Annotated in this window: 19 protein-coding genes; 6 read left to right on the top strand and 13 right to left on the bottom strand. The window is 71.7% G+C overall.

Annotated features, from left to right (window positions below; all coding sequences use genetic code 11):
• Positions 1-4: 4 nt before the first annotated feature.
• Genes ACN263_RS07155 through ACN263_RS07145 form a run of 3 tightly spaced genes read right to left on the bottom strand, consistent with a single transcriptional unit; the run spans position 5 to position 3,492 of the window.
• A complete protein-coding gene (locus tag ACN263_RS07155) occupies positions 5-1,573 on the bottom strand; it encodes a sensor histidine kinase (protein WP_422739025.1) in 1,569 nt (522 codons plus the stop codon).
• Positions 1,574-1,627: 54 nt separating this feature from the next.
• Entirely contained in the window at positions 1,628-2,359 is a 732-nt protein-coding gene (gene bioD, locus ACN263_RS07150) for a dethiobiotin synthase (RefSeq protein WP_422739024.1), read from the bottom strand.
• Entirely contained in the window at positions 2,356-3,492 is a 1,137-nt protein-coding gene (locus ACN263_RS07145) for an 8-amino-7-oxononanoate synthase (RefSeq protein ID WP_422740621.1), read from the bottom strand. Before ACN263_RS07145 ends, bioD begins: the two co-directional genes overlap by 4 nt.
• A 250-nt stretch (positions 3,493-3,742) precedes the next feature.
• On the opposite strand from ACN263_RS07145, the gene bioB reads away from it, so the two are divergent.
• Genes bioB through ACN263_RS07130 form a run of 3 tightly spaced genes read left to right on the top strand, consistent with a single transcriptional unit; the run spans position 3,743 to position 5,469 of the window.
• On the top strand, positions 3,743-4,738 hold the full coding sequence (bioB, locus tag ACN263_RS07140) for a biotin synthase BioB (protein ID WP_355051766.1): 996 nt from the start codon (positions 3,743-3,745) through the stop codon (positions 4,736-4,738).
• A gap of 1 nt (position 4,739) precedes the next feature.
• Complete coding sequence (locus ACN263_RS07135) at positions 4,740-4,958, top strand: hypothetical protein (RefSeq protein WP_422740620.1); 219 nt, start codon at positions 4,740-4,742, stop codon at positions 4,956-4,958.
• Between the two features lie 4 nt (positions 4,959-4,962).
• A complete protein-coding gene (locus ACN263_RS07130; RefSeq protein ID WP_422739023.1) occupies positions 4,963-5,469 on the top strand; it encodes a GNAT family N-acetyltransferase in 507 nt (168 codons plus the stop codon).
• A gap of 69 nt (positions 5,470-5,538) precedes the next feature.
• Here the strand turns inward: ACN263_RS07130 and ACN263_RS07125 are convergent, their stop codons facing one another.
• The 4 genes from ACN263_RS07125 to ACN263_RS07110 form a co-directional block, all read right to left on the bottom strand.
• Positions 5,539-8,025 (bottom strand): non-reducing end alpha-L-arabinofuranosidase family hydrolase, encoded by a 2,487-nt coding sequence (locus ACN263_RS07125; protein WP_422739022.1) that lies wholly within the window; start codon positions 8,023-8,025, stop codon positions 5,539-5,541.
• Positions 8,026-8,245: 220 nt separating this feature from the next.
• Positions 8,246-11,143: a glycoside hydrolase family 9 protein gene (locus ACN263_RS07120; RefSeq protein WP_422739021.1), complete on the bottom strand. Its 2,898-nt coding sequence runs from the start codon at positions 11,141-11,143 to the stop codon at positions 8,246-8,248.
• A gap of 179 nt (positions 11,144-11,322) precedes the next feature.
• Positions 11,323-12,399, bottom strand: a complete 1,077-nt coding sequence (locus ACN263_RS07115; protein ID WP_422739020.1) for a GNAT family N-acetyltransferase — start codon at positions 12,397-12,399, stop codon at positions 11,323-11,325.
• A gap of 89 nt (positions 12,400-12,488) precedes the next feature.
• Positions 12,489-13,190, bottom strand: coding sequence for an amino acid-binding protein (locus tag ACN263_RS07110; protein WP_422739019.1), 702 nt, complete (start codon positions 13,188-13,190; stop codon positions 12,489-12,491).
• 145 nt (positions 13,191-13,335) lie between these two features.
• Here ACN263_RS07110 and ACN263_RS07105 point away from each other — a divergent pair, with 145 nt between their 5' ends.
• Together ACN263_RS07105 and ACN263_RS07100 are read left to right on the top strand one after the other, a co-directional pair.
• Positions 13,336-14,415, top strand: coding sequence for a phosphotransferase family protein (locus ACN263_RS07105; RefSeq protein WP_422739018.1), 1,080 nt, complete (start codon positions 13,336-13,338; stop codon positions 14,413-14,415).
• A complete protein-coding gene (locus ACN263_RS07100; RefSeq protein ID WP_422739017.1) occupies positions 14,415-15,626 on the top strand; it encodes an acyl-CoA dehydrogenase family protein in 1,212 nt (403 codons plus the stop codon). Before ACN263_RS07105 ends, ACN263_RS07100 begins: the two co-directional genes overlap by 1 nt.
• Positions 15,627-16,141: 515 nt before the next feature.
• On the opposite strand, the gene ACN263_RS07095 is transcribed toward ACN263_RS07100, so the two are convergent.
• The 6 genes from ACN263_RS07095 to ACN263_RS07070 all read right to left on the bottom strand — a co-directional run bounded on the left by ACN263_RS07095 (position 16,142) and on the right by ACN263_RS07070 (position 22,825).
• On the bottom strand, positions 16,142-17,188 hold the full coding sequence (locus ACN263_RS07095) for a LacI family DNA-binding transcriptional regulator (protein ID WP_422739016.1): 1,047 nt from the start codon (positions 17,186-17,188) through the stop codon (positions 16,142-16,144).
• Between the two features lie 79 nt (positions 17,189-17,267).
• Entirely contained in the window at positions 17,268-18,701 is a 1,434-nt protein-coding gene (locus tag ACN263_RS07090) for a GH1 family beta-glucosidase (RefSeq protein ID WP_422739015.1), read from the bottom strand.
• Positions 18,698-19,543, bottom strand: coding sequence for a carbohydrate ABC transporter permease (locus ACN263_RS07085; protein WP_355051884.1), 846 nt, complete (start codon positions 19,541-19,543; stop codon positions 18,698-18,700). The genes ACN263_RS07090 and ACN263_RS07085 overlap by 4 nt, the downstream gene beginning before the upstream one ends.
• A gap of 70 nt (positions 19,544-19,613) precedes the next feature.
• Entirely contained in the window at positions 19,614-20,600 is a 987-nt protein-coding gene (locus ACN263_RS07080) for a carbohydrate ABC transporter permease (RefSeq protein ID WP_355051753.1), read from the bottom strand.
• 110 nt (positions 20,601-20,710) lie between these two features.
• On the bottom strand, positions 20,711-22,021 hold the full coding sequence (locus ACN263_RS07075) for an ABC transporter substrate-binding protein (protein WP_422739014.1): 1,311 nt from the start codon (positions 22,019-22,021) through the stop codon (positions 20,711-20,713).
• Between the two features lie 258 nt (positions 22,022-22,279).
• Positions 22,280-22,825, bottom strand: a complete 546-nt coding sequence (locus ACN263_RS07070) for a plasmid pRiA4b ORF-3 family protein (RefSeq protein ID WP_422739013.1) — start codon at positions 22,823-22,825, stop codon at positions 22,280-22,282.
• 364 nt (positions 22,826-23,189) lie between these two features.
• Between ACN263_RS07070 and ACN263_RS07065 the strand changes: the two genes are divergently transcribed.
• The gene (locus tag ACN263_RS07065) at positions 23,190-24,941 is read left to right on the top strand and encodes an ATP-binding protein (RefSeq protein ID WP_422739012.1); all 1,752 of its coding nucleotides are present in this window, start codon (positions 23,190-23,192) and stop codon (positions 24,939-24,941) included.
• Positions 24,942-24,956 lie beyond the last annotated feature (15 nt).

The raw sequence follows: 24,956 nt of genomic DNA, 5'->3' as shown, positions 1-24,956 counted from the left end.
TCCACTATGTGATGCGCTCCTTGCTGACCAGTCGGCCGTCGGTGAAGCAGAGCCGCCACGTCGCCTCGGCGAGGGGGAAGTTGCCGTCGGTGTAGTACTCGCAGCCCGGCGTCGACACCCCGAGCGGCGGGGCGAGCTGCCGGCGGGGCAGCCCGGGCAGGTCGGCCCGCGCGGTACCGGGCCGCATCCGGTCGTACGTCGACTCGTCGAGCACCGTGCCGGCCGTGGCGAACGGGTAGTAGACGAGCGACAGGGCCAACGCGAAACCGGCCGGCGCGGCGAGCGCCGTCAGCAGGCTCCGGCGCGCCCGGCGGCGGGCCTCACGCAGCCGCCGTTCGGCGTCGGCCGGCCGTTCCGGGACGCCCCGGGGCGTGGGGACGTCGTCAACCGTCCCACCGGCGGCGGCCACCGCTGGCAGCCCCGGTTCAGCGGCGAGCGGCAGCCGGGCACACAGCGCGAATCCGCCGTCGGGGCACGGACCGGCGTCCAGCACGCCGCCGGCCAGCCGTACCCGCTCGGTCAGGGCGACCAGACCACTTCCCGAGGACGCCGGTCGGGGCAGCGGACCGGCCGGCGGCGGCGCGTTGCGCACCCGCACCCGCACCCCGTCCGCCTCGGTCGTCAGGGTCACCGTCACCGGGGCGCCCGGGGCGTACCGGGCCGCGTTGGTGAGCGCCTCCCGCACCACCTGGTGGGCGGCGGAGCCGGTCATGCCGGGCAGTCGCAGGGCGTCGGGCGCCGCGTCGAGCCGTACCGCCATCCCGGCCTCACGGGCCCCGGTCACCAGGTCCACGACGGTCTCCCCCACCGGCCCGACGCCGGCCGGGCCGCCCTCCTCCCGCAGCACCCCGATGATGTCGTGCAGCCGTTCGGTCGCCGCCGCGACGCTGGCCCGCAGCTCCCCCACGGCCGCCCGGTGGGCCGGCGCGAGGTCGGCGGCGAGTTCCAACGCGGCGGCCCGCACCGCGATCAGGCTGAGATCGTGACCGAGTGAGTCGTGCATCTCCTCGGCGATCCGCGCCCGCTCGCGAAGCCGGATCCGTTCCGCGACGCCACGGCGCTCGCGCGCCACCGCCTCGACGTGTCGACGGCCGGCGTCGGCCAGTGCCTGCTGCTGCCGCCGGTACCGACCCACCAGCCACGGGAACACCCCGCCGAACAGCAGCACCGATGCCAGCAGGAACCAGGTCGCCGCCCCGGTGCCGAGCAGCCCGAGGTTCAGCACCGTGCCGCCCAGGGCGATCACGCCGAACAGCACGGCGGCCGGCGTCGCGGTCGCGCTGCGTCGGCCGGTCAGATAGCTGAACACCGGGATGGCGAACACGAAGTTGCCGTCCACCAGCGAACCGAGCACCACCAGCAGCAGACCCACCAGCGGCCACCGTCGTGCCGACGCCACGGCGGCCGCGAGCAGCACCAGCGCGCCGAGCAGCAGCGCCACACCGAACCGTGGGTACGGCGGAGTCACCCGCGCGGCCACGACCGGCGCGGCCACCACCGCCCAGAGCGACACGTCCAGCACGGGACGCCGCCACCGGGGCGGCCCGGACGCCGACGGCTCCAGGATCCTCACGGCGGCCAGGCTACCCACGTCCGACCTGCGCGGACACCGACGAAAGTCAGGTGTTCAGCTGCTCTCCTCGGCCCAGACGCGCCAGTCGTCGAGCACCCCGTGCAGCGCCGGGGTGAGCCAGCCCGGCGCTGACCGCCGGAACACCCCCGGGTCGATCGCGCCCGCGCCGGCCGGCACCGCGCCCAGCAGGTTCGGCACGAGGTCGGTCAGGTTCGTCCAGTGCACCAGCTCCGGCGACGCCGGCCAGGCGCCGATCACGACTCCGGCCGGTACCGCCCGACGGTCCAGCGCCTCCAGGGTCAGCGCCGTGTGGTTGAGCGTGCCCAGCCCGGCCCGGGCGACCACCACCGCGGGCGCGCCGAGCGACACCGCCAGGTCGGCCATCGTCCACGGCTCGCCGGACGGCCGCAGCCCCATCGGCACCAGCAGGCCACCGGCCCCCTCGACGAGGACCAGGTCGTGCTTGTCCGCCTCCTCGCGGACGGCGTCCACCGCCGTGTACAGCTCCAACGGCGGCAGGTCCGCGACCCGGGCCGCGGCCAGCGGCGCGAGGGGGTCCGGGAAGCTCGCCAGGGTACGGCCGGTCAGCGGGGCCGCCAGCCGGTTGACCGCGTCCACGTCACCCGGCTCACCACCGGCCGTGCCGGTCTGACCAGGTTTGACCACCGCCACGCGCAGACCGGCGGCCTGCGCGGCCGCCGCGATCGCCGCGGTGACCACCGTCTTGCCCACCTCGGTGTCGGTGCCGGTGACCAACACCGGCCCCGCCCACGCCGTATCACTCATGGGGCACAGTCCACGATGACGTCCAGGGCCCGCTCGAAGTCCGCCCGGGGCACCCCCGCGCTGACCGTGAGGCGCAACCGGGAGCGGGTGTCCGGGGTCGACGGGGGCCGGAAGCAGCCGACCGCGACGCCCCGGTCCCGGCAGTCGGCCGCCCACGCCGTCGCGGCCTCCGGACCGGGCGCGGTCACCGAGATCACCGCCGCGTCCGGCGCGGAGACGGCCAGCCCGGCCGCGCGCAGACGACCGACCGCCAGCGCCACCCGGTCGGCGACCTCGGCGCGCAGGTCGTCACCGGCCCGGGCCAGCCGCAGCGCGGCGTGCACCCCGGCCGCCACGGCCGGCGGCAGCGCGGTGTCGAAGATGAACGTACGGCCCGTCTCGACCAGGTGCCGGACGAACTCGGCCGGACCGGCGACCACCCCACCCGCCCCGCCGAGCGCCTTGGACAGGGTGGCGGTGACCACCACGTCCGGCTCACCGGCCAGACCGGCGGCGGCCACCGCCCCCGCTCCGGACGGGCCGGTCAGGCCGAGCGCGTGCGCGTCGTCGACCAGCAGCAGCGCGCCGTAGCGGCGGGCCACCCTGTGCAGCTCGGCCAGCGGCGCGAGATCGCCGTCGACCGAGAAGACCGACTCGGTGACCACCACCGCCGGGCGTCCCGGCGCCACGGCCAGGGCCGCGGCCACCGCCGTCACGTCGGCGTGCGCGCTGACCACCGTCTCGGCGCCGGAGATCCGGCAGCCGTCGATCAGCGAGGCGTGGTTGTGCGCGTCCGAGACGAGCAGGGTCCGGGGCTGCACGAGCGCCCGCAACGCGCCCAGGTTCGCCAGGTAGCCGGAGGAGAAGACGAGCGCCCGGTCGGTGCCCAGCCACTGCGCCAGCTCGTCCTCCAGGGCGTGGTGCGCGTCGGTCGAGCCGCGCACCAGCCGTGAGCCGGTCGCGCCCAGCCCGTACGCCGACAGTGCCGCCGTGGCCGCGGCCGTGACCTCGGGGTGGGTGGCCAGGCCGAGGTAGTCGTTGCCGGCGAGGTCGGTCAGCCGGTCGTCGGCGGGACGCGGGTGCAGCCGCCTGGTCAAGCCGGCCTTCGCCCGCAACTGCGCGCGACGATCGAGCGCCGCCAGCCAGTCCGCCACCGTCACCCCTTCACCGCCGTCCGCGCCGGTCACGCCGACGTCCGCCGGGCGAAATTACCACCCGGCTCCGTCGCGCAGACGAATCCACTCGGTACGCGGGGCGAACGCCGGCCAAGAGACAGTTACCGCCACGTACGGTCAACAGTTTGTCACTCGCGGTCGCCGCGCGGGTGGCGTGGCCTGGCCGCCGTCGGTCCGCGCCGACGGCGGGTCGTACCCGGCGGACCCGGGGCCTTGTAGGGTACGAGCCATGCCAGAGATCCTCGACCAGGCCCGCACCCAGGTCCTGGGTGACGGCGTCGGCCTCGACCAGGCCGGCGTCCTCGCCGTGCTGAACCTGCCCGACGAGCACCTCCCCGCCGCCCTGCAACTCGCCCACGAGGTGCGGATGCGGTGGTGCGGCCCCGAGGTCGAGGTCGAGGGCATCGTGTCGCTGAAGACCGGCGGCTGCCCGGAGGACTGCCACTTCTGCTCCCAGTCGGGCCTGTTCACCTCCCCGGTGCGCTCGGTCTGGCTGGACATCCCGTCGCTGGTCGAGGCCGCCAAGCAGACCGCGAAGACCGGTGCCACGGAGTTCTGCATCGTGGCCGCCGTGCGCGGCCCGGACGCGCGGCTGATGAAGCAGATGCGCGAGGGCGTCGCCGCCATCAAGGCCGAGGTCGACATCCAGGTCGCCGCGTCGCTGGGCATGCTCAGCCAGGAGCAGGTCGACGACCTGGTCGACATGGGCGTGCACCGCTACAACCACAACCTGGAGACCTGCCGGTCGTACTTCCCGAACGTGGTCACCACCCACTCGTGGGAGGAGCGGTGGGAGACGCTGCGGATGGTCCGCGACTCCGGCATGGAGGTGTGCTGCGGTGGCATCCTCGGCCTCGGCGAGACCGTCGAGCAGCGGGCGGAGTTCGCCGCGCAGCTCGCCGAGCTCGACCCGCACGAGGTGCCGCTGAACTTCCTCAACCCGCGCCCCGGCACCCCGCTCGGCGACCGCCCGGTGGTCGAGGGCAAGGACGCGCTGCGGGCCATCGCCGCGTTCCGGCTGGCCATGCCGCGCACCATCCTGCGGTACGCGGGCGGCCGGGAGATCACCCTCGGTGACCTCGGCACCCGCGACGGTCTGCTCGGCGGCATCAACGCCGTGATCGTCGGCAACTACCTGACCACCCTGGGCCGGCCGGCGACCGCCGACCTCGACCTGCTCGACGAGCTGAAGATGCCGGTCAAGGCCCTCTCCGCGACCCTCTGAGCTGATCGGTGAGGACGACGTGACCGAGCTGGTGGCAGCGCAACGCTGGTGTGACCGCTGCGGCGAGGACGCGTCGGCCGCCGGGCACGAGTCGTGCGCGGCGGCCCGGACGCTGGAGCCGCCGCGCTACTGCCCGGCCTGCCGTCGCCGGATGAAGGTGCAGGTGTTGCCGGTCGGCTGGTCGGCGGTCTGCGTCGAGCACGGCGAGAGCCGAGGCTGAGCCGGTGCTGCGCGGGCGTGCGGTGACCCTGCGACCGGCGACGGTCACGGACGTGCCGGCCCTCGCGGCCATCCGGGAGCACCCGGAGGTACGCCGGTGGTGGCGCGGCGGCGACGACCTGACCGCCGCGGTCCACGCCGACCTCGATGACGACGACCTGACGCTGTACGCCATCGAGCACGACGGCCGGGTGATCGGCGCGATCCAGTGGTACGCCGAGTCCGACCCGGACTACCGGCACGCCAGCCTGGACGTGTTCCTCGATCCGGAGTCACGCGGCGCGGGCCACGGTGGAGACGCCGTCCGCACCCTGGTCCGGCACCTGATCGACGAGTGCGGCCACCACCGGTTCACCATCGACCCGGCGGCGGCGAACAGCGCCGCCATCCGGGCGTACGCAAAGGTGGGTTTCCGTCCGGTGGGCATCATGCGCCGCTACGAGCGCGGCGAGGACGGCCGTTGGCACGATGCTCTGCTGATGGACCTGCTCGCGGAGGAGCTGGCCGGCTGAACCGGAACGGGCGTGCCCGACACCACGCGGTGCCGGACACGCCCGTGCTCTCCGTGCGCCCGGTGACGCCTAGCGCTGGAGGGTCAGTACGCCCGGCCGCCACGGCAGCCGGTTGTAGTCGCCGCCCGCACCGGGGTCCTTGCCCTGGTACAGCAACTGCAGGTTGCAGGCGTCCACGGTCTTGGTCTGGTCGGGGTTGGTACGGACCAGGTCACCGTGGCTGATGTCGTTGGTCCACGAGGCGCCGCTGTTGGCCTTGCCGGCGAACGGGTTGCTCTCGCTGGCGGCCTGCGGGGTCCACGAGCCGCTCAGGCTGTTCGACGTGAACGACCGGAAGTAGCGTCCCTGGCTCCCGATCGCCTCGACGATCATCAGGTACTGGTTCTGGCCGGCCACCTTGTAGACCTCGACGCCCTCGAACAGGTTGTTCGTCGAGTCGGTCATGATCGTCGTGTAGCTGGAGCCGAAGCTGCCCGGGAAGTTCCCCAGCGGCATGCTCGACCGGTAGATCTTGCCGTTGTCCCCGGCGAAGAAGAGGTACATGTTCTGGTCGTCGCCGATGAGGGTCTGGTCGATCACCCCGTACGGGGCGTCCGAGAGGGTGGCGGTGGAGAGCGTCTGCGCCGAGGACCAGCCGTTGGCGTTGGTCGGGTCGCTCGACGTCTTGTAGCTGAACGAGGTCGGTCCCCACTGGTACGCCAGCACCCAGATGTTCTTCGGGGCGAAGTACAGCAGCGTGGGTGCCACGGTGCCCTGGTTCATTCCGTTCTGGCTGGCCGAGGCCATGTCGGACCAGTTGGTGAACGTGCCGAAGTTCATCGAGCTGTACTGGCCGCTGCTGTTCACGTACGACCCGTAGACCAGGTGCTGGCCGTTGTAGACCACGTTGGTGAAGTCCTTGAGCGAGAGCCAGCCGTTCTTCGGGCTGGTCAGCGCGCCGGTCGACGACCACCGGTAGGTCGACGGGAGCGCGCAGCCACCCGTCGGCGGCGGCGTGGTGGTCGGCGGGGCGGACGTCGGCGGTGCTGAGGTCGGCGTGGTGCCACCGAAGTCGGTCCGCCACTGCTGGTTGGTCTGGCCGTGGCAGTCGTACAACTGGACCTGCTGGCCGTTACCGGTGCCCCAGACGTCCAGGCACCGGCCGGACTGCACACCGCTGATGGTGCCGTTGGAGTTGATGTTCCACTGCTGGTTCGTCCCGCTGTTGCAGTCCCAGATGATGATTCCGGTGCCGTTGGCGGTGGCCGCGCCGTTCGCGTCCAGGCACTTGCTGCCGTAGACCCGCAACTGCTTGGTGGAGGTGTACGTCCACTGCTGGTTCGACTGACCGTGGCAGTCGTAGAGCTGGACCCGGGTGCCGTTGGTCTGCGTCGCGTTGGGCACGTCGATGCACCGGCCCGACTGCACCCCGACGATCCGACCCGAGCCACCGCTCGGCGGCGGGCTCGTGGTGGGACTCACCGTCGGGCTGACGGTCGGGCTCACCGTCGGGGTCCCGGTCGGCCCCGAGGTCGGCGGGGCCGCGTTGAGCGCGTTGAGGACGGAGTTGTAGGCGGCCTTCTTGTTGCCGTTGCCGTCGAAGAGCAGCGGGCTCTCGTTCGAGCGCCAGGAGTCGCTGTCGCGTACGCCCCAGACGGTGATGCCGATGCAGCGCGGCACGTTCAGGCACGCCTGGGTCAGCCCGGCGTACTGGGTGGTGGAGGAGTTGGTGACGTCGACCTCGGTCAGCGCCACGTCCACACCGAGGGCGGCGAAGCTGGACAGCGTGGTCTGGAAGTTGCTCGGCAGCGAGCTGCCGCCGGTGAAGTGGGTCTGCAACCCGACGCAGTCGATCGGCACGCCCCGGGACTTGAAGTCCTGGATCATGCGGTAGACGCCCTGCGTCTTGCCGTACGACCAGTTCTCGATGTTGTAGTCGTTGTAGCAGAGCTTGACCGACGGGTCGGCCGCCCGCGCGGTGCGGAACGCCACCTCGATCCAGTCGTTGCCGGTGCCCTGCAGGTTGGAGTTGCGGCGGCTGCCGTCCTCGTTGAACGCCTCGTTGACCACGTCCCACGCGGCGAGCTTGCCCCGGTAGTGGCCCATCACGCCGTTGATGTGGTCGATCATCGCCTGGCGCAGGTTGCTGCCGCTCAGGCTCTGCATCCACCCCGGCTGTTGCGCGTGCCAGGCCAGGGTGTGCCCCCGCACCTTGAGGCCGCGCTGGGTCGCCCAGTTGTAGATCTGGTCACCGGAGTTGAAGTTGAACTGACCCCGCTGGGGCTGCGTCGACTCCGGCTTCATCTCGTTCTCGGCCGTGATCATGTTGAACTCTTGGGCCGCGATCGTGCTGTACTGCGAGTTGCTGAGCCGGCCCGCCGCGATGGCGGTGCCGAAGTACCGGCCCGACTGCGCGGCGGCCGCGCCGAGCGTGCTCGCGGCGGCGTTCGCCGAGGGCATCATCACCGCGACGGCAGCCACGGTGACGACGCTGAACGTGCCGGCGAGCAGCGCTCGGACGACGGGCGATCGCCGTCGCCGAACCCCGCCGCGCGGGACGGATGGGTTTATTGCCATCTCTGCCTCCTTACTGGCCTGCACCCGGGCCGCCGAGGCGGGGACGACCAGACGTTTTAGTTGGGGATTTATTCCAGTCGATGTCATACCACGCGCCGGCCCGGGCAATGAAGGTTTCGGAAAAGTTTCGGAAATGTGTTCGGCCGGCACGACGCCACCGGTCACGTCGACCGGCGGTCACCGTCGAGACGGTGACCGGCCGGAACGACGTGGCCCGACCTCAGGCGATGGCGCAGGCGGTGTTGTTGACGGTGAAGGCCGTCGGCTTCGGGTTGCTGCCGTTGTGCGTGCCGTTGAAGCCGAAGCTCACCGACGCTCCCGGCGCGATCGTGCCGTTGTAGGACAGGTTCGTCGCGGTGACCGCCGCGCCGGACTGGCTGACGGTCGCCGACCAGCCCTGGCTGACGGTCTGCCCGCCCGGGAAGCTGAACCGCAGCGTCCAGCCGTTGAGCGCGGTGGTGCCGGTGTTGGTGATGGTCACCGTCGCGGTGAAGCCGGTGTTCCAGTCCGTCGTGGCGTACCCCACCGAGCAGGTGCCGCCGACCGGCGGCGCCGCCGTGGTGACCGAGACCGGCGCGGACGCCGCGGAGGTGTTGCCGGCCGCGTCGACGGCCACCACGTAGAACTGGTACGCCGTGGAGGCGGTCAGCCCGGTCACGGCGAGGGTGCTGCCGGTCGGTGAGCCGATGAGCACGTCGGTCGCGCCGGCCTCGCGGTAGACCCGGTAACCGGTGACGCCCACGTTGTCGGTGGACGGCGTCCAGGCCAGGGTGAGGCCGGTGGCGGTGACCGCCGAGGCGACCGGTGTGCCGGGCGTGCTCGGCACGGTTGTGTCGGTGGAGCCGGTCGGTGGCGTGGTCACGGTGAGCACCGGTGACGCCGCCGAGGTGTTGCCCGCGCCGTCCCGCGCCACCACGGCGAACTCGTACGACGTCGCCGGCAGCAGCGTCGAGATGGTCAGCGTGGTGCCGGTGACCGGCCGGTTCACCACCGTGTCGCTGCCGACCTGCACCTCGCGGACCTCGTAGCCGGCCAGCCCGCTACCGCCGGTGTCGGTGGACGCCGCCCAGGTCAGGGTGACCGAGCGGGACGCGAGGTTGGACGCCACCGGCTTGCCCGGGACGCTCGGCGCGGTGGTGTCCGGCACGACCGGCCCCGGCTCCTCACCCCAGACGCGGGTGCTGCCGGCGTAGAGCGGAACCTTGCGGTTCGGGCCGGCGGTCGCCTGGTACGACGGATCGTTGGTCGGGTCCCAGGTGCCGCCCTCCGGCACACCGATCTTGAACTGGACCTCCATCCGGTGCTGCGACTGACCGGCCGGAGCGATGGTGTAGCCGGTGCAGTCCACCTCGACGTACCAGATGTCGCCGCTGAACTGCTTGGCGCTGCTCGGCGACGGGCAGCCCTGGGTGTAGCCGGAGGTGACCTGCACCGGACCGGTGCCGTCGGGCCGGAAGTAGTACCGGAACTTGCCGTTGGTGAGCGCGCGGGCCGGGAACGCCGACTTGTTGTAGACGATCGCCTTGAGCCCGGTGGCCCGGGGCTCGGCCTGCATGACCGTCGTCTCCACGGTCAACTCGTCCATGTCCGGCGTCTCGGCGACCGGGAAGTTCGCCAGCGGCGTCCCGCCGTACTCGGAGGTAAGCCGGACCAGCGCGGACGTGAAGCCGGCGTTGTAGTCGGTGGCCACCTCGTTCATCACGTAGTCCGACCGGCTGTCACTGTACGCGTCGTTGGCCGAGGACGGGCCGCCGACCAGCGCGCCGTAGAGGGTGTGCCGGGTCTCGACGGGCACGGTCTGACTGTCCCACCAGGAGCCGTGCGCGGTGCGGTGGTGCGGGTTCTTCGGCGAGTTGGCGCCGAACCCGATGACGTAGCTGGAGTTGCGCGGGTTGTCACCGAGCGCGTAGTTGATCTGCCGCACGGCGAAGTCGTGGTACCGCGCCTTGCGGGTGGTGTCGGTGGTCTTGTCGCTGTAGACCAGCGCGGCGAAGGAGGTGTTGGCCGCGTAGCGCAGTGCGCCCCAGGAGTCGAGCACCGCCATCCCGCCGGGCGAGTACGGCACCCGCTGCCCGTTCACCCCGACCGTCCAGTAGTCCAGCCAGCGGTTGGCGTCGTCGACGTACTTCTGCTTACCGGTCAGGTTCGCCAGCAGCACGTACGCCCCGAACTGCTTGTTGTCCCAGGCGATCGTCCACTTGTAGGAGCGGGTCGTGGACTGCGGCTCGGTGCCGAGCTTGTCGTACTCACTCTCGGCCTTGGTCAGGTAGCTGGCGTCGCCGGTGGCCCGGTAGAGCCAGATCGCGGCCCACACCAGCTCGTCCTGGTAGCCGCTCCACGACTTGTAGAACGAGGCCGCGTCCGTGATGCACTCGCTGTACGCCTTCCGCACGGTGTCGGCGAACGTGTAAAGCTGCCGGGCGTGGGTGAGCAGCTTGTCCGCGTAGGTCGCGTCGGTGGGCCGGAACACCATCGACGAGGCGGCCATCGCGGCGGCCGTCTCCCCCGCCAGGTCCGCGCCGCCACAGCTCGCATCGATCTTGTACGCGGGCCGCGCCATCGGCAGCACCTCGGCCGGACCCCACCACTTGTGGTCGTCGTCGCCCTTGCCGACCTGTCCGTAGAGGACGTTCGCCGACGGGTGCGCCTTGATGAAGTAGTCGTTGACGAAGCGCAGGTTGTTCAACAGGTGCGGCAGTTGCCCGGAGGAGGCGTAGCCGCTGCGGTACTCCACCGCGCCCCAGGCGAGCATGGTGGCGCTGAACGCCATCGGGAAGCCGAACTTGACGTGGTCGCCGGCGTCGTACCAGCCGCCGGTGAGGTCGACTCCGGTCCCGGCGCCGTCGGTGAGGGCGCTGTCGCCGCGCCAGGAGACGCGGTTCCAGTCGGGCAGCTGGCCGGACTGCTGCGCCTCGTAGAACAGCAGCGACTTCTGCAACGCCTCGGCGTAGTTGAAGGAGGGCGCGGCGGACGCGGGCCCGGGAGTCGGCGCGGCGACCGCGAGGGCCGCGCCGGTGAGCAGGGCGACGCCGGCGGCCAGCAGCCGCCGGGGCCACGGTTGGTCGGCGACGGGCGACCGCCCGGGGTGGCCGGTGGACGGCCGGGTCAGGTGGCGCATGAAGGGCTCCTGTTAGCCAGGCGCCGCCGGTGGTCGCACCGACGCGGGACGGCGTGGGGGCGGCACGGCCACCGGCGACAGCGGGGTGGCGGTGTGACCACGGGCTGTGGAAGCGCTCCCATGGATATTCGACAATGTAATGTGCACCACGCCGATTGGGAAGCCCACGCCGCTCGCCGTCAGACCCGCTGCTGACCACCCGACGCCACAGCGCTCCGCCCCGCAGCCCGCACCGGAACCCCGAGCGGCACGGTCAGCGTGAGCAGACCGCCGTCCCGCTGCACCGAGCTGGGCCGGTCCAGCCGCCGCAGCGTCCGCAGCATGGGCGCGTTGTCCGCCCGTACGTGCAGCAGCAGCGCCGCGAACCCGGCCCGGTCGGCGTGCGACACCAGCCGGCGCAGCAGAGCCGAGCCCAGGCCACGGCGCTGCCAGTCGTCGCGTACCAGTAGCGCCACCTCGGCCTCGTCGCCCTCGCCGAGCAGGTTCGCCATGGCGACCACCGCGCCGTCGGAGTCGGTGGTCGTGGCGACCAGGGTGACCCCGCGACTCGGCTCCAGCAGTCGACGCAGCCGGGCCGGCGACGGCAGCGCCGCCCCGCTCAGGTAGCGCCGCTCCCGGCTGCGCGGCGAGCACGTCTCGTGCAGCTCCACCACGCCCGACAGGTCGTCCGCGCACGAGGGTCGTACGGCCACCTCGACACCGTCCGGCAGCACCAGGGTGACGTGCTCGGCAGCTCGACGGGTGAGGGTGGCGGCCAGCTCGACCAGAGCCTGCGCCCGGGCGTACTCCGCCGGGGTGAAGGCGGGCGCGGCCCGGTGCAGCGCGAACGCGCCGCCCGTCGGATCGGCCAGCACCATGCTCGTGTCGGTACTGCCCCGGTCCGCACCGGTCGCCGCCGGACGCCAGCTCACCGAGTCGGCGCCGAGCAGGGTCCGCAGCGCCTCACCCGTGGCGTCCGGGTCGCGCACCAGCCGGTTGGCCAGCCCGAGCACCCGGGTCGGCTGGTCGGCCAGGCCGCGCGCCTCGCTGCGCGCCACCCAGCAGTCCCGCCCGCGCCCCCGCTCGACGGCGGCGATCAGCCCGGCCTCGTCGAGCGTGTCCGGCGCGTCGACCAGGAAGTCGTCCACCGCGCCCTGTTCGGTGGGCTGCACCTGCACGGTGAGGATGTTGACCCCGCGCAGCGCCAGGCTCGCCGTGAGGACCGACAGATAGCCGGGCCGGTCGTCCACCGTCGCTCGGATCCGCCACAACGTCATGGTTGGCTCCCTTCCCCACCCAGAGCCTTGCCCGCGGCTGTTGCCGCCCGGTTGCCCGCCGGTGTCGACCCGGGAACTCCTCGCGCCGGTCAGGGGCCGGCGATCACCGGAGGCACGCCGACCAGGTCCAGTCGGTCCCCCAGGATGACCGCGCTGGCCCGGACGAGCTGAGTGAGCCGGTCGACCTCCGTGCTGTGAAAACCCGCGGCGCAGAGGGTCTCGTTGTGCTCGCGGGCCACCACCAGCACCAGACCGGCCCGCCCGAACGGCGCGATCGCGTAGTGGGTGCCGTCGGGCACGGTCATCGACCGACCGCGCAGCGGGGTCACCTCCGGCAACCGCGGCGGTACGGGCGCGCGCCAGCTCGCGTGGCCGACGGTGGCCCCGCCGCCCCCGGTACGCGACGCCCAGTCCGCCGGGACCACGGCCGCCACCGCCCAGTCGGCCGCCAGCAGCCCCGGCACGGCGTCCACCAGGGTCGCCAGCCCGTCGGCCGGGTTGGCCGCGACCTGGGCCAGCAGCTCCGCGTCCTGGCCGGTGGTGGTGGGCGCGCCGATCGCCCGCCACACCCCGTCCACCCGTACGCCGGGGATCGCCGCGAGACCGGCCAGCAGCCGTTCGACCCGGGCCGCGCCGGGCCACACCACCGTGAAGTCGTCCACCGCGCGCCCGCCGAGACGCTCTAGGACCACGACCTGCACGATGTCCGCGCCGGAGACACCCAGGGTGCGGGCGACCTGGCCGAGGGTGCCCGGACGATCCGGCAGGGTGACCCGAACTCGCAGCAACATGTCTGTCCCTCCGCTCGGCGGGCCGGCGACGGCCGGCAGGCTGACAACAGCCTGGGCGTTGACCATTTCGTCCCTGTTGCAGAGGCATGTCCCGAGGGGAAAATCTGACCTTGACAACGTGAGCGGGCTGCCATCAACTAGTCGGATGACCGATCCGGCCGCCAGCGCGCTCCGGCCGGGTGCCGTCCCCGCCACCCCCGCCGGCGTCGACCTCGATCGGCTCGCCGACCACCTGGCGACACACCGACCCGAGCTGGCCGTGGGGCCGATGCGCGCCCAGTTGATCGCGGGCGGCAAGTCCAACCTCACCTACCTGCTGCGTCTCGGCGACCGCGAGGTCGTGCTACGTCGCCCGCCGCTGGGGCACGTGCTGGCCACCGCCCACGACATGGCCCGCGAGTTCCGGGTCATCTCCGCGCTGGCGCCCACCGAGGTGCCGGTGCCCGGCGCGCTGCTGCTCTGCGCCGACACCGACGTTCTCGGCGCACCGTTCTACCTGATGGAACGCATGCCCGGCGAGGTGTTCCGCACCCGCGCCCAGACCGACCCGCTGGGTGACGAGCGCCGCCGGGCCCTCGCCATGGCGATGATGGACACCCTCGCCGCGCTGCACACCGTCGAGCCGGCCGCCGTCGGGCTCGCCGACTTCGGCCGCCCCGAGGGCTACCTGGCCCGGCAGGTCCGCCGCTGGGCCGGGCAGCTCGACCGTTCGCGCAGCCGCGACCTGCCCGGCATCGACGAGCTGCGCGACCGGCTCGCCGCGACCGCACCCGAGGGCGCGAACGCCGACCGCATCGTGCACGGCGACTACCGGCTGGACAACCTCCTCGCCTCGGCCGACCCGGTGGCCGTACACGCCGTCCTGGACTGGGAGATGGCCACCCTCGGCGATCCCCTCGCCGACCTCGGGCTGCTGCTGACGTACTGGGACGTGCTGGGCGACAGCGACACGGCCGCCGGCAACCCGGTCGCCGACGGCCTCGGTCCGCGCGCCGGCTTCCCCACCGGCACCGAACTGATCGAGCGGTACGCCGGGCGCAGCGACGTCGACGTCGGGCCGCTGCACTGGCACGTGGCGCTGGGCTGCTTCAAGCTCGCGGTCATCTGCGAGGGCATCCACTACCGCCACACGCTCGGGCAGACGCTCGGCGAGGGCTTCGACCGGATCGGCGAGATGGTGGCACCGCTGGTCGCACACGGGCTGACCGCCGCCAGGGAGCGGTGATGGACTTCGCGTACGACGCCCGGACCGAGGAACTGCGCGGCGAGCTGACCCGGTTCCTGACCGAGCACGTCTACCCGGCCGAGCCGGTGCACGCCGAGCAGGCGGCCACCGGCGACCCCTGGTCGCGTACCCCGGTGCTGGCCGAGCTGAAGGCGGAGGCCCGCAAGCGTGGCCTGTGGAACCTGTTCCTGCCCGACCCGCGCTACGGCGCCGGCCTGACCAACCTCCAGTACGCGCCGCTCGCCGAGCTGACCGGGCGCAGCCCGCACCTGGCGCCCGAGGCGGTCAACTGCGCGGCTCCGGACACCGGCAACATGGAGTTGCTGGCCGAGTTCGGCTCGGACGCCCAGCGCGAGCGCTGGCTCATGCCACTGCTGGAGGGCGAGATCCGCTCGGCGTTCTGCATGACCGAGCCGGAGGTCGCCTCCTCCGACGCGACGAACATCGCCACCCGGATCACCCGCGACGGCGACGAGTACGTCATCAACGGCCGCAAGTGGTGGTCGTCCGGCGCGATGGACCCGCGCTGCGAGATCTTCATCGTGATGGGCAAGACCGACCCGGACGCCGACCGGCACCGCCAGCAGAGCATGGTGCTCGTCCCCCGGGACACCCCGGGCGTGACCGTCCGCCGGGGCATGCACGTCTTCGGCTACACCGACGGCACGCACGGCGGGCACGCCGAGATCGACTTCACCGACGTACGGGTGCCGGCCGCCAACCTGATCGGCGCGGAGGGCACCGGCTTCGCCATCGCCCAGGCGCGGCTCGGTCCGGGTCGCATCCACCACTGCATGCGGTTGATCGGAATGGCTGAGCGGGCCTTGGAGCTGCTCTGTCGCCGGGCCAACGACCGGATCGCGTTCGGCCGCCCCCTGGCCGAGCAGGGCGTCGTACGGGAGTGGATCGCCGAGTCGCGGGTCCGCATCGAACAGGCACGCCTCCTGGTGCTCAAGACGGCCTGGCTGATGGACACCGTCGGCAACAAGGGCGCGCACACCGAGATCCAGGCCATCAAGATCGCCACGCCGGCGATGGCGGAGTGGGTGATCGACAAGGCCATCCAGGGGTACGGCGGCGCGGGCGTCAGCCAGGACACCCCGCTGGCCGCTCTCTGGGCGCAGACCCGCACCCTGCGCCTCGCCGACGGTCCCGACGAGGTCCACCGCAACTCCCTGGCCAAACGCGAACTCCGCCGCTGGCTCCCCTAACCCACCCCGCCCCGCCCCCCGGCCCCGGCCCCGGCCCCGGCCCCGGCCCCGGCCCCGGTTGATCATGAAGTTATTGCCACCGCCGTCGGCGTTTCGTGGCAATAACTTCATGATCGACGCGGCCGAAGGGTGCGGTGACATGGTGCTTTCTGAGCTGGCGACGGTCTCATCGGAGATCCGCGCAACATCGGGGATGTTGCTGCTTCCCCCGCGACGCAGGCAGCAATATCCCCGATGTTGCGCGGATGTTGGCACGGCGCGATAGGCGCGGGGTGGGCCGGCGCGCGGGGCGCGGGCACGCGGCGCGGAGCGCGAGGCGCGCGGGCGCGAGGCGCGCGGGCGCGAGGCGCGCGGGCGCGAGGCGCGCGGGCGCGAGGCGCGCGCGGGGCGCGAGGCGCGCGAGGCGCGCGCGGGGCGCGAGGCGCGCGAGGCGTGCGCGGGGCGCGAGGCGTGCGCGGGGCGCGAGGCGTGCGCGGGGCGCGAGGCGTGCGCGGGGCGCGGGGCGCGGGGTGGGGTTAGGCGCTGGCTCGGTGGACTAGTTGGGTGTCCAGGAGGATGTGCGGGGCGGGGAGGTCGTCGCCGCGGATGCGGGCGACAAGCAGTCGGGCCATCTGCCGGCCCATCTCCTCCACCGGCTGGAACACGCTCGTCAGCGGTGGGTCCGCCTGCCGGGCGACCGGCGCGTCGTCGAAGCCGATCACGGCGACGTCCTCCGGGACACGCCGGCCGGCGTCGCGCAGGGTGCGCAGCGCGCCGAACGCCATCAGGTCGGACGCGACGAAGACGGCGTCCAGGTCCGGGCAGGCGTCCAGCAGCCGGCGCATGGCGGTCGCCCCGCTGCTCTCGCTGAAGTCGCCGTACGCGATCAGGTCGGGGTTGACACCGACCCCGGTGGCCTTGACGGCCTCGGTGTAGCCGGCCAGTCGGGCCAGGCCGGCGCCCATGTCCTGCGGGCCGGCGATGGTGGCGATACGCCGCCGCCCCTGGCTGGTCAGGTACTCGACCGCCTGCCGTGCGCCGCCAACGTTGTCCACGTCGACGAACCACGCCGGCTGGGCGCCGGGTTGCAGCATCCGGGCCGGCCGGCCACCGAGCACCGCGGGCAGGCCGCGCTCCTCCAGCAGGGTGGGCAGCGGATCGGAGTCGTGCAACGACAGCAGGAGTACGCCGTCGACGTGCTGGTTGGTGAGGTGGTGCTCGACGCGTTCCCGCTCGACCGGTGACTGGGCCATCGCCAGCCAGAGCTGCATGGGGGTCTCCAGCAGGCCGGAGCTGATCCCCCGCACGATCGCCGCGAAGAACGGCTCGGTGAAGACCCGCTCCCCGGACTCGGAGACCACCAGGGCCACGGAGTCGGTCCGCTGGGTGACCAGTGCCCGGGCAGCCCGGTTCGGGACGTACCCCAGCTCGGCGATCGCCTGTTGGACCGCGGCCCGGGCCTCCGGGCTGACCTGGGGCGAGCCGTTGACCACGCGCGAGACCGTGCCCCGACCCACGCCGGCGCGCGCCGCGACCGCGTCGAGGGTCGGGCGCCCGAGCGAGCGGGTGCGCTGCGTTGTCATCGTCTGCTCCTCCGACGGCGGGCGGACCCGGCGCCACCCGAGAGTGGATGCCGGGACCGCCCTGATGGCTGGCCCGAGCCTATTGTGCGGCCAGACCGTTGCGTCGGATCACCGAGGCGTACCACCTGGCGCTGGACTTGGGGATGCGAAGCTGGCTGTCGTAGTCGACGTGGATCATGCCGAAGCGCTTGGTGTAACCCCAGGCCCACTCGAAATTATCCATCAATGACCAGGCGAAGTAGCCCCGCAGGGGCACGCCGGCGTCGATCGCCTCGTGGCAGGCCCGCAGGTGCGCGTCGAAGTAGGCCAGCCGGTCGACGTCGTCGACCTGCCCGTCGACGACGGTGTCGACGAACGCGGAGCCGTTCTCGGTGACGTACAGAGGCAGGTCGGTGTACTGCTCGTGGACCCGCCGCAGCGTCTCCACCAGGCCCGGGGCGTCGATCTCCCAGTCCATGTCGGTGACCGGAATGCCCCGCGTCACGAACCGGACGTCCTCGCTGCCCGGCCAGCAGGAGGGCGCCCGCCAGTACGGCTCGGGCTCGGCGCCCTCGATCGGCGCGGCGACCACGTGCCGGCTGTAGTAGTTGATCCCGACCAGGTCCAGCGGCGTGGAGATGGTCGCCAGGTCACCGTCCTGGACGTGGTCGAAGTCGGTGACCTCACGCAGGTCGGCCACCAGATCCTCCGGGTACGACCCGCGCAGCAGCGGATCGAGGAAGAAGCGGTTGGCCAGACCGTCGATCCGCCGCGCCGCGTCGACGTCGGCGGGGGCGTCGGTGGCCGGGTCGACCGGGTACAGGTTGACCGTCACGCCCACCTCGGCGGTGGGCCGGGCGGCCCGCAGCGCCTGCACGGCCAGGCCGTGCCCGAGCATCAGGTGGTGGCCGGCGCGCACCGCGTCCGCGCCGTTGGACCGACCCGGGGCGTGCACGCCGGAGCCGTACCCGAGGAACGCCGAGCACCACGGCTCGTTCAGCGTCGTCCAGTAGCGCACCCGGTCGCCGAGCGCGTCGGCGACGAGCGTCGTGTAGTCGGCGAAGCGGGCGGCGGTGTCCCGCGCCGGCCAGCCGCCGGCGTCCTCCAACTCCTGGGGCAGGTCCCAGTGGTAGAGGGTGAGCCACGGCTCGATGTCGTGGGCCAACAGCTCGTCCACGAGTCGCCGGTAGAAGTCCAGGCCCTTCGGGTTGGCCGCGCCCGTGCCGCCGGGCTGCACCCGGGGCCAGGAGACCGAGAAACGGTACGACTTCAGGCCCAGCTCGGCCATCAGCGCGACGTCGTCACCGAGCCGGTGGTAGTGGTCGCAGGCCACGTCGCCGGTGTGCCCGTTGAGCACCTTCTCCTCGGTGTGACTGAAGGTGTCCCAGATCGACGGGGTGCGGCCGTCCTCGGCCGCCGCCCCCTCGATCTGGTAGGCCGCGGTCGCGGCTCCCCAGAGGAAGCCGGGTGGAAAGGTCAGCCCGGAACGCTCGTCGAGGAGGTCGACGGCGGATGGGCTGGCGGGGTTGCTCACGACTTGACGGCACCTTCCATGATCCCGCCAATGATCTGGCGGCCGAACAGAACGAAAACGATGAACAGCGGAAGGGTCGCGATGAGCGTACCCGCGAAAATCTGAGAATTGTCCGCGAAGTACGCGGTGTTCAGACTGCGCAGCGAGATCTGCACGGTCGGGTTCGCCGGGTCGGCGAGCACCACGAAGGGCCAGAAGAACTGGTTCCACTGCTCCATGAAGGTGAGCAGTCCGAGCACGGCCGCCGCGGGCCGCAGCGCCGGCACCACGACGTGCCAGTAGACACGCCAGGTGGAGCAGCCGTCGACGCGCGCCGCCTCGATCAACTCGTTGGGCACCGCCTGCTCGGCGTACTGGCGCATCATGAAGATGCCGAATCCGCCGATCAGGAACGGCACCGTCACCGACGGCATCGTGTTCAGCCATTCCAGCTTCGCCATGAGGATGTACAGCGGAAGCACACCGAGCTGGATGGGAATCATCATCGAGGCCAGGATGATGAGCAGCAACGCGTTCTTGCCCCGGAAGCGCAGCTTCGCGAACGCGAACCCGGCGAGCGAGCCGAAGAACACGGTCGCCACCGTGATCGTGCCCGACACCAGGAACGAGTTCATCAGGCCCTTGACGATGTTCGCGTCGCCGTTGTCGAGGACCCGCTGGATGTTCTCGCCCAGCTTGCCGCCGGGCAGGAACGGCGGCGGCCAGGAGTTCGCGGCGTCGCTGGTCCGCGAGGCGATGACGATCATCCAGTAGAACGGGAAGAGCGACAGGATGACGCCGAGGACGAGCCCGAACCAGGTCAGCGGGCTGGCCGTCCAGAGCTTCTCCGCACTGTGGCGGATGCCGTTGCGCTCGGCCGGTGGCCGGACCGACGGCGGTCGCAGAGTGGTACTGGTCATGGGTGGGCCACCCTCACTTGTCGGAGCTGATGCGGCGGGCCAGCAGGTAGTTGATGAACGAGACGGACGCGATCAGCAGGAACAGCACCAGGGCGACGGCGCCCGCGTACCCCCACCGGAACCGCTGGTTCATGACGTCCAGCAGGTACATCGTGATCGTCTGGAACTGCCCCTCCGTGCCGCCGGAGAGCGCGCCCGAGCCGCTGGTGAACATCAGCGGCTCGGTGAAGAGCTGCAGACCGCCGATGGTCGAGATGATCAGCGTGAAGATGATGGTGGGGCGCAGCTGCGGGATGGTGATCGACCAGAACTGGCGGCGTTGCGAGGCGCCGTCGAGGGCGGCCGCCTCGTACACGTCCTTACTGATCGACTGCATCGCGGCGAGGTAGATGAGGGCGTTGTAGCCCACCCACCGCCAGTCGACCATCGTGGCGATGGCGACCCAGGAGGCGAAGCGGTTGGCCCGCCAGTCGATGGGGCCGAGACCGACCAGGTCGAGCAGCCAGTTCATCAGGCCGAAGTCGCGGGCGTAGATCATCGAGAAGATGAGCGCCACCACGGCGGTCGAGGTGATGATCGGCATCGCGATGGCCAGCCGGAAGAACATCTGGCCGCGGATGCGCCGGTTCAGCGCGTTGGCCAGCATCAGCGCGATGAGCAGCTGCGGAATGGTGGAGAGCGCGAACATCCCGAAGGTGTTCACCACCGCGTTCCAGAACTGCGGGTCGTTCGTGAACAGCTCGACGAAGTTGTCCAGACCGACGAAGCTGATCGTCGCGTTCATCGGTGACCGGTCGGTCATCGCGATCCAGAACGTGTAGACGATCGGGTAGACGCCGAAGATCGCGAACAGCACGAAGAACGGCAGCACGAAGACGTACGGGGTGAAGCGCAGATCCAGCCGGTTCAGCTGCCGGCGGCGCGCCGTTGAGTGCCGCGGTGCCGGTCGCGGCCCGCGGGCCGAGGCGCCCGGCGGCGCGGGGGTCTTCAGGGAGCTCATGAGCGGTCCTTCACACTCGGCGGCGCCGTCGTGGGGCGCCGCGGCAGGGCGTTCAACGCGGGTTCACGGGTGGTGCCGGAGCGGCACCACCCGTGAGCGCGTCGCAGCCGTTACTTGCCTGCTGCCTGGCCGTTCTTCACCGCGTCCTGCCAAGCGGCGTCGGCGGCCTTACCCTGCTCGATGCTGCGAAGCGCGTTCTCGACCGCGTCCCGGACCGCCTGGTTCTTCGGGCCGAGGTAGACCGGCTTCAGCTCCTTCGCGCCAGCGGCGAAGATCTTGCCGATCGGCGCGCCGCTGAAGTACTCGTTGGTGGCGGCGAGCACGGCCGGGTCCTCGAGGGCCTGCGGCGACGAGGGCAGGTTGCCGACCTTCTTGAACGCCTCGGTCTGGCTCTTGGCGCTGGTCAGGAACTTGGCCAGCTCAGCGGCTTCCTTCTGGTGCTTGCTGGACTTCGGCACGGCCAGCCAGGAACCGCCCCAGTTGCCGCCGTTGCCCGGCGCCTTGGCGACGTCCCACTTGCCGGCCGCCGCGTCACCGGCCTGACCCTTGATGACACCCGTCATCCACGCCGGGCAGCCGATGGTGGCGAAGCTGCCGTTCTTGAAGCCGGCGTTCCACTCGTTCGAGAAGCTCCGCAGGTTGTTCGACAGACCCGCGCTGATCATCTTGGTGGTCTGCTGGAACGCGGACTGCACGTCCGGGTTCTCGCCGACGACGAGCTTGTTGCTCTTGTCGAAGTAGGTGTAGCCGTTGCCCGCGCCCGCCGTCTGCATCAGCACGATGTTGTAGAAGTTGGTCGCCGAGTCGACGAACTTGTGCTTCTTGTCGGCGGCGGCGAACTTCTGGCCCTGCGCGATGAAGTCGTCCCACGTCGGCCAGAGGGCGCCGACCTGCTCGCGGTCGGTCGGCAGGCCGGCGGCCTTGAAGAGGTCGCTGCGGTAGCAGACGGCCATGCCACCGACGTCGGTGCCGAGGCCGAGCACCTTGCCGTCCGGCGTGAGGCCACCCTCCCACTTCCACGGCAGGAAGTTGCCCTTGAGGTCGTTGGCGCCGTGGTCGGCCAGGTTCACGAACTTGTCGGCCTGCGCGAAGAACTGCACGATCGTGCCCTCTTCGAGGGCGACGACGTCGCCGGCGCCGGCACCGGCGGTGATCTGCTGCGTCAGGCGGGTGTTGTAGTCACCCAGGCCGAGGCCCTTGCCGCGCTCCTGGATCGTGACGTTCGGGTGCTCCGTCTGGTACTGCTTGTACAGGTCCTCGTAGCCGAAGCCCTGGTCGCCGAAGACGTCGACGACCAGGGTGACCTTGCCGCCGTCCGAATCGGACGACGAGTCGCCGTCGCCGCAGGCGGTCGCCGCGGCGAGCACGGCGACTGACGCGAGCGCGATCGCCGCGAAACGGCGACGTGAGGTGACGCTCATCCTGACCCCTCTCAAGTGGTGAGGCTTGGTGTGTCGTGCGTGGTGGGGGGTGCTGTAGCGCCCCGCGCCGCTCGACCGGTGGCCGAGGGCGTCTGGGGTGTGCGGTGAAGGAGACTTCCGCCACTCCCCCGGGAGCGCTCCCATGAGATTGCCGGGGCGCTACCAGGGTGTCAATAGACCATTGGGAGCGTTCCCAGATCGTTACCGCCCTGTTTCGAAGCGGCGCACCGGGGACTTTCGCCAGCCTGACCGGCCAGGTCAGCAGAAGCGACGCAGCAGCGTGGTGGCGACGGCGGGATCGAAGAACGCCGGGTCGAAGCCGTCGGTGACCCAGCCGCTCAACAGCGCCCGCTCCGGATGACTCGGATCGGCCAGGGCCGCCAGCAGCGCCTGGTAGCCCAGCGGACCGCCGATACCCTCCGGCGGGCAGGCCCCCGCACCGTCCAGGCAGAGCGGGTACCGCTCGTCCTGGTCGGCGGCGAGCGCGTCCTCGACGACCAGGTCGTGCTCCCACCAGTCACCGAAGTCGTACGTGTAGGAGAACCGAGTGCCCTTGCCGAGCAGCGCGTCCAGCCGGACGTCCAGCTCGTCGTGCACCGCCAGCGCGCCGTCCGGGTCGGGTTCGCCGTACGCCACCGCGTCGATCTCGAACGAGTGCAGGTGGCAGTCCCGCCAGCCCATCGCGTGCTGCGCGACCCGGTGCAGCCGGTCCAGCGTGTAGCCGGCCGGGACGAGCACCCGACGCCAGATGGGCGGACGGACGCCGGCGAGGGACATCTTCAGCTGGAAGATCTGACGCGGCATGCTGTCCTGTCCTTGAGCGGCTTAGGCTGCGAGCATGATCTGCCGAGCGTGCCGGGCCCGGCGGCACGACGACTGCCCGGGCCGGAACTGGTGCGACTGCCAGCACCGTACCGCCGAACCGACCCCTCCGGTCACCGGTCCGCCCGGCGAATGACGGTCGGAATTCCGATCCGGCGGCTCTGACCCGCGCCCGCGGTCCCGCCACCCTCGCGCGTGACCGACCGTCGTCCGGCCCCACACCCAGCGTCGTGAGCGCGAGCGGGCAGGGTGTCGTCCGCCGCGTCGCGTGGCGACCTGTCGTACTCCTCGGGCAGGATGCACGCATGCTTCCCGACCGTGCTGCCCGACCGACCGGAGTCGCCCGATGACCGACGCCGACCTCGACGGCCCGGGCGAGTTGGTCGGCCGGGTGCTGGGCACCGCCGACGCCACGCCGTTGCAGTTCTGGACGGCCGTGGCCCCCGGCAGCTACCTCCAGCTCGACGACGTGGTGGTCACCCGTCGTGAGCTGCCCGACCGCGAGCCGGTCACGATCGCCGGGGTGGTCACCCAGGTCCGGGCCCGGCACGAGGGCGCCCAGTTCGACTCGGACGTCTTCGCCATCGCCGACGGCACGCTGCCCGCCCAGGTGCAGGAGGCGGCCGAGGTCACCACCACCCGGGTCGACCCGGAGCTGTACGTGCCGCCGACCCCGGGGGCCGTGGTGCACCGGGCCGAGGGTGACGCGCGGGCCCGCGCGCTGCACTTCGACCGGATGGAGCGGCGCATCCCGATGGGGATGGGCCGCGACGGTGTGCCGGTCTACCTGAACGCCGACTTCCTCGACGGCAGCCGGGGCGCGCACGTCTCCATCTCCGGCATCTCCGGGGTGGCCACCAAGACGAGCTTCGCCACCTTCCTGCTCTACTCGGTGTTCCGCTCCGGCGTCCTGGGCGGCGACGCGGTCAACGGCAAGGCGCTCATCTTCAACGTCAAGGGCGAGGACCTGCTCTTCCTCGACCACCCCAACACCCGCCTCGACGATGCGACCCGGGCGGCGTACGCCAGGCTGGGCCTCAGCGCCGGCGCGTTCCCCGATGTGCGGGTGTACGCCCCACCCCGGGTCGGCGACGCCGCCGGCACGCCGGACGTGAGCAGCCGGTTGACCGGCGTGGACGCCTTCTACTGGACGCTGAGCGAGTTCTGTTCCGACCGCCTGCTGCCGTACGTCTTCGCCGACGCGGACGACGAGCGCCAGCAGTACACGATGGTGGTGCACTCGGTCGCGGCGCACCTGGCCCGGTACGCCCAGCCCGCCGACGGTGGGGTGAGCATCGACGGGGTCCGGCTCGGCTCCTACGGCGACCTGGTCGACCACATCGTCGATGCGCTCAACGACGACGAGACCCGCTCCGACTGGGCGGGCAGCGCGGTCGGCCTGGGCACCGTCAACGCGTTCGCCCGCCGGCTGATCGGCAGCAAGAAGGACCTGGCCCGGCTGATCCGGGGCGACCTGGCGGTCCGCCGTCCGCACTCGATCAACACCAGCGAGTCGGCCCAGGTGACCGTCGTCGACCTGCACAACCTCCCCGACCGGGCACAGCGGTTCGTGGTGGGTGTGACGCTCAAGAGCGAGTTCGAGCGCAAGGAGAAGGCCGGCACCGCCAAGCCGTTGCTCTTCGTCGTCCTCGACGAGCTCAACAAGTACGCGCCCCGGGAGGGCTCCTCGCCCATCAAGGAGGTGCTGCTCGACATCGCCGAGCGCGGTCGCTCGCTCGGGGTCATCCTGATCGGCGCCCAGCAGACCGCGAGCGAGGTGGAGCGCCGCATCGTCACCAACTCGGCGATCCGGGTGGTCGGTCGGCTCGACCCGGCCGAGGCGTCCCGCCCGGAGTACGGCTTCCTGCCACCGGCCCAGCGTCAGCGGGCGCTGCTCGCCAAGCCGGGCACCATGTTCGTCAACCAGCCGGACATCCCGGTGCCGCTCTGCCTGGAGTTCCCGTTCCCGGCGTGGGCCACCCGGGTCTCCGAGGCGGGCCGCGCCCCCTCGGAGACGCTGCGCTCGATCACCCAGTCCGCCGATCCGTTCGCCGTGGTGGGCTCCGGCGGCGGCAGCGACGACGACATCCCGTTCTAGGCAGGGGCCGGTGCA

The organism is Micromonospora sp. WMMD729, assembly GCF_049315225.1.
Lineage (GTDB): Bacteria > Actinomycetota > Actinomycetes > Mycobacteriales > Micromonosporaceae > Micromonospora.
Note: the sequence above shows the minus strand (reverse complement) of the source record. Positions and strands in the feature narration are given on the sequence as shown.

Excerpts from the sequence above, each read along its gene's own strand:
- bioD (WP_422739024.1), bottom strand. The coding sequence starts at position 2,359 with ATGAGTGATACGGCGTGGGCGGGGCCGGTGTTGGTCACCGGCACCGAC.
- bioB (WP_355051766.1), top strand. The coding sequence starts at position 3,743 with ATGCCAGAGATCCTCGACCAGGCCCGCACCCAGGTCCTGGGTGACGGC.
- ACN263_RS07125 (WP_422739022.1), bottom strand. The coding sequence starts at position 8,025 with ATGGCAATAAACCCATCCGTCCCGCGCGGCGGGGTTCGGCGACGGCGA.
- ACN263_RS07120 (WP_422739021.1), bottom strand. The coding sequence starts at position 11,143 with ATGCGCCACCTGACCCGGCCGTCCACCGGCCACCCCGGGCGGTCGCCC.
- ACN263_RS07115 (WP_422739020.1), bottom strand. The coding sequence starts at position 12,399 with ATGACGTTGTGGCGGATCCGAGCGACGGTGGACGACCGGCCCGGCTAT.
- ACN263_RS07110 (WP_422739019.1), bottom strand. The coding sequence starts at position 13,190 with ATGTTGCTGCGAGTTCGGGTCACCCTGCCGGATCGTCCGGGCACCCTC.
- ACN263_RS07105 (WP_422739018.1), top strand. The coding sequence starts at position 13,336 with ATGACCGATCCGGCCGCCAGCGCGCTCCGGCCGGGTGCCGTCCCCGCC.
- ACN263_RS07100 (WP_422739017.1), top strand. The coding sequence starts at position 14,415 with ATGGACTTCGCGTACGACGCCCGGACCGAGGAACTGCGCGGCGAGCTG.
- ACN263_RS07095 (WP_422739016.1), bottom strand. The coding sequence starts at position 17,188 with ATGACAACGCAGCGCACCCGCTCGCTCGGGCGCCCGACCCTCGACGCG.
- ACN263_RS07080 (WP_355051753.1), bottom strand. The coding sequence starts at position 20,600 with ATGAGCTCCCTGAAGACCCCCGCGCCGCCGGGCGCCTCGGCCCGCGGG.
- ACN263_RS07075 (WP_422739014.1), bottom strand. The coding sequence starts at position 22,021 with ATGAGCGTCACCTCACGTCGCCGTTTCGCGGCGATCGCGCTCGCGTCA.
- ACN263_RS07070 (WP_422739013.1), bottom strand. The coding sequence starts at position 22,825 with ATGCCGCGTCAGATCTTCCAGCTGAAGATGTCCCTCGCCGGCGTCCGT.
- ACN263_RS07065 (WP_422739012.1), top strand. The coding sequence starts at position 23,190 with ATGACCGACGCCGACCTCGACGGCCCGGGCGAGTTGGTCGGCCGGGTG.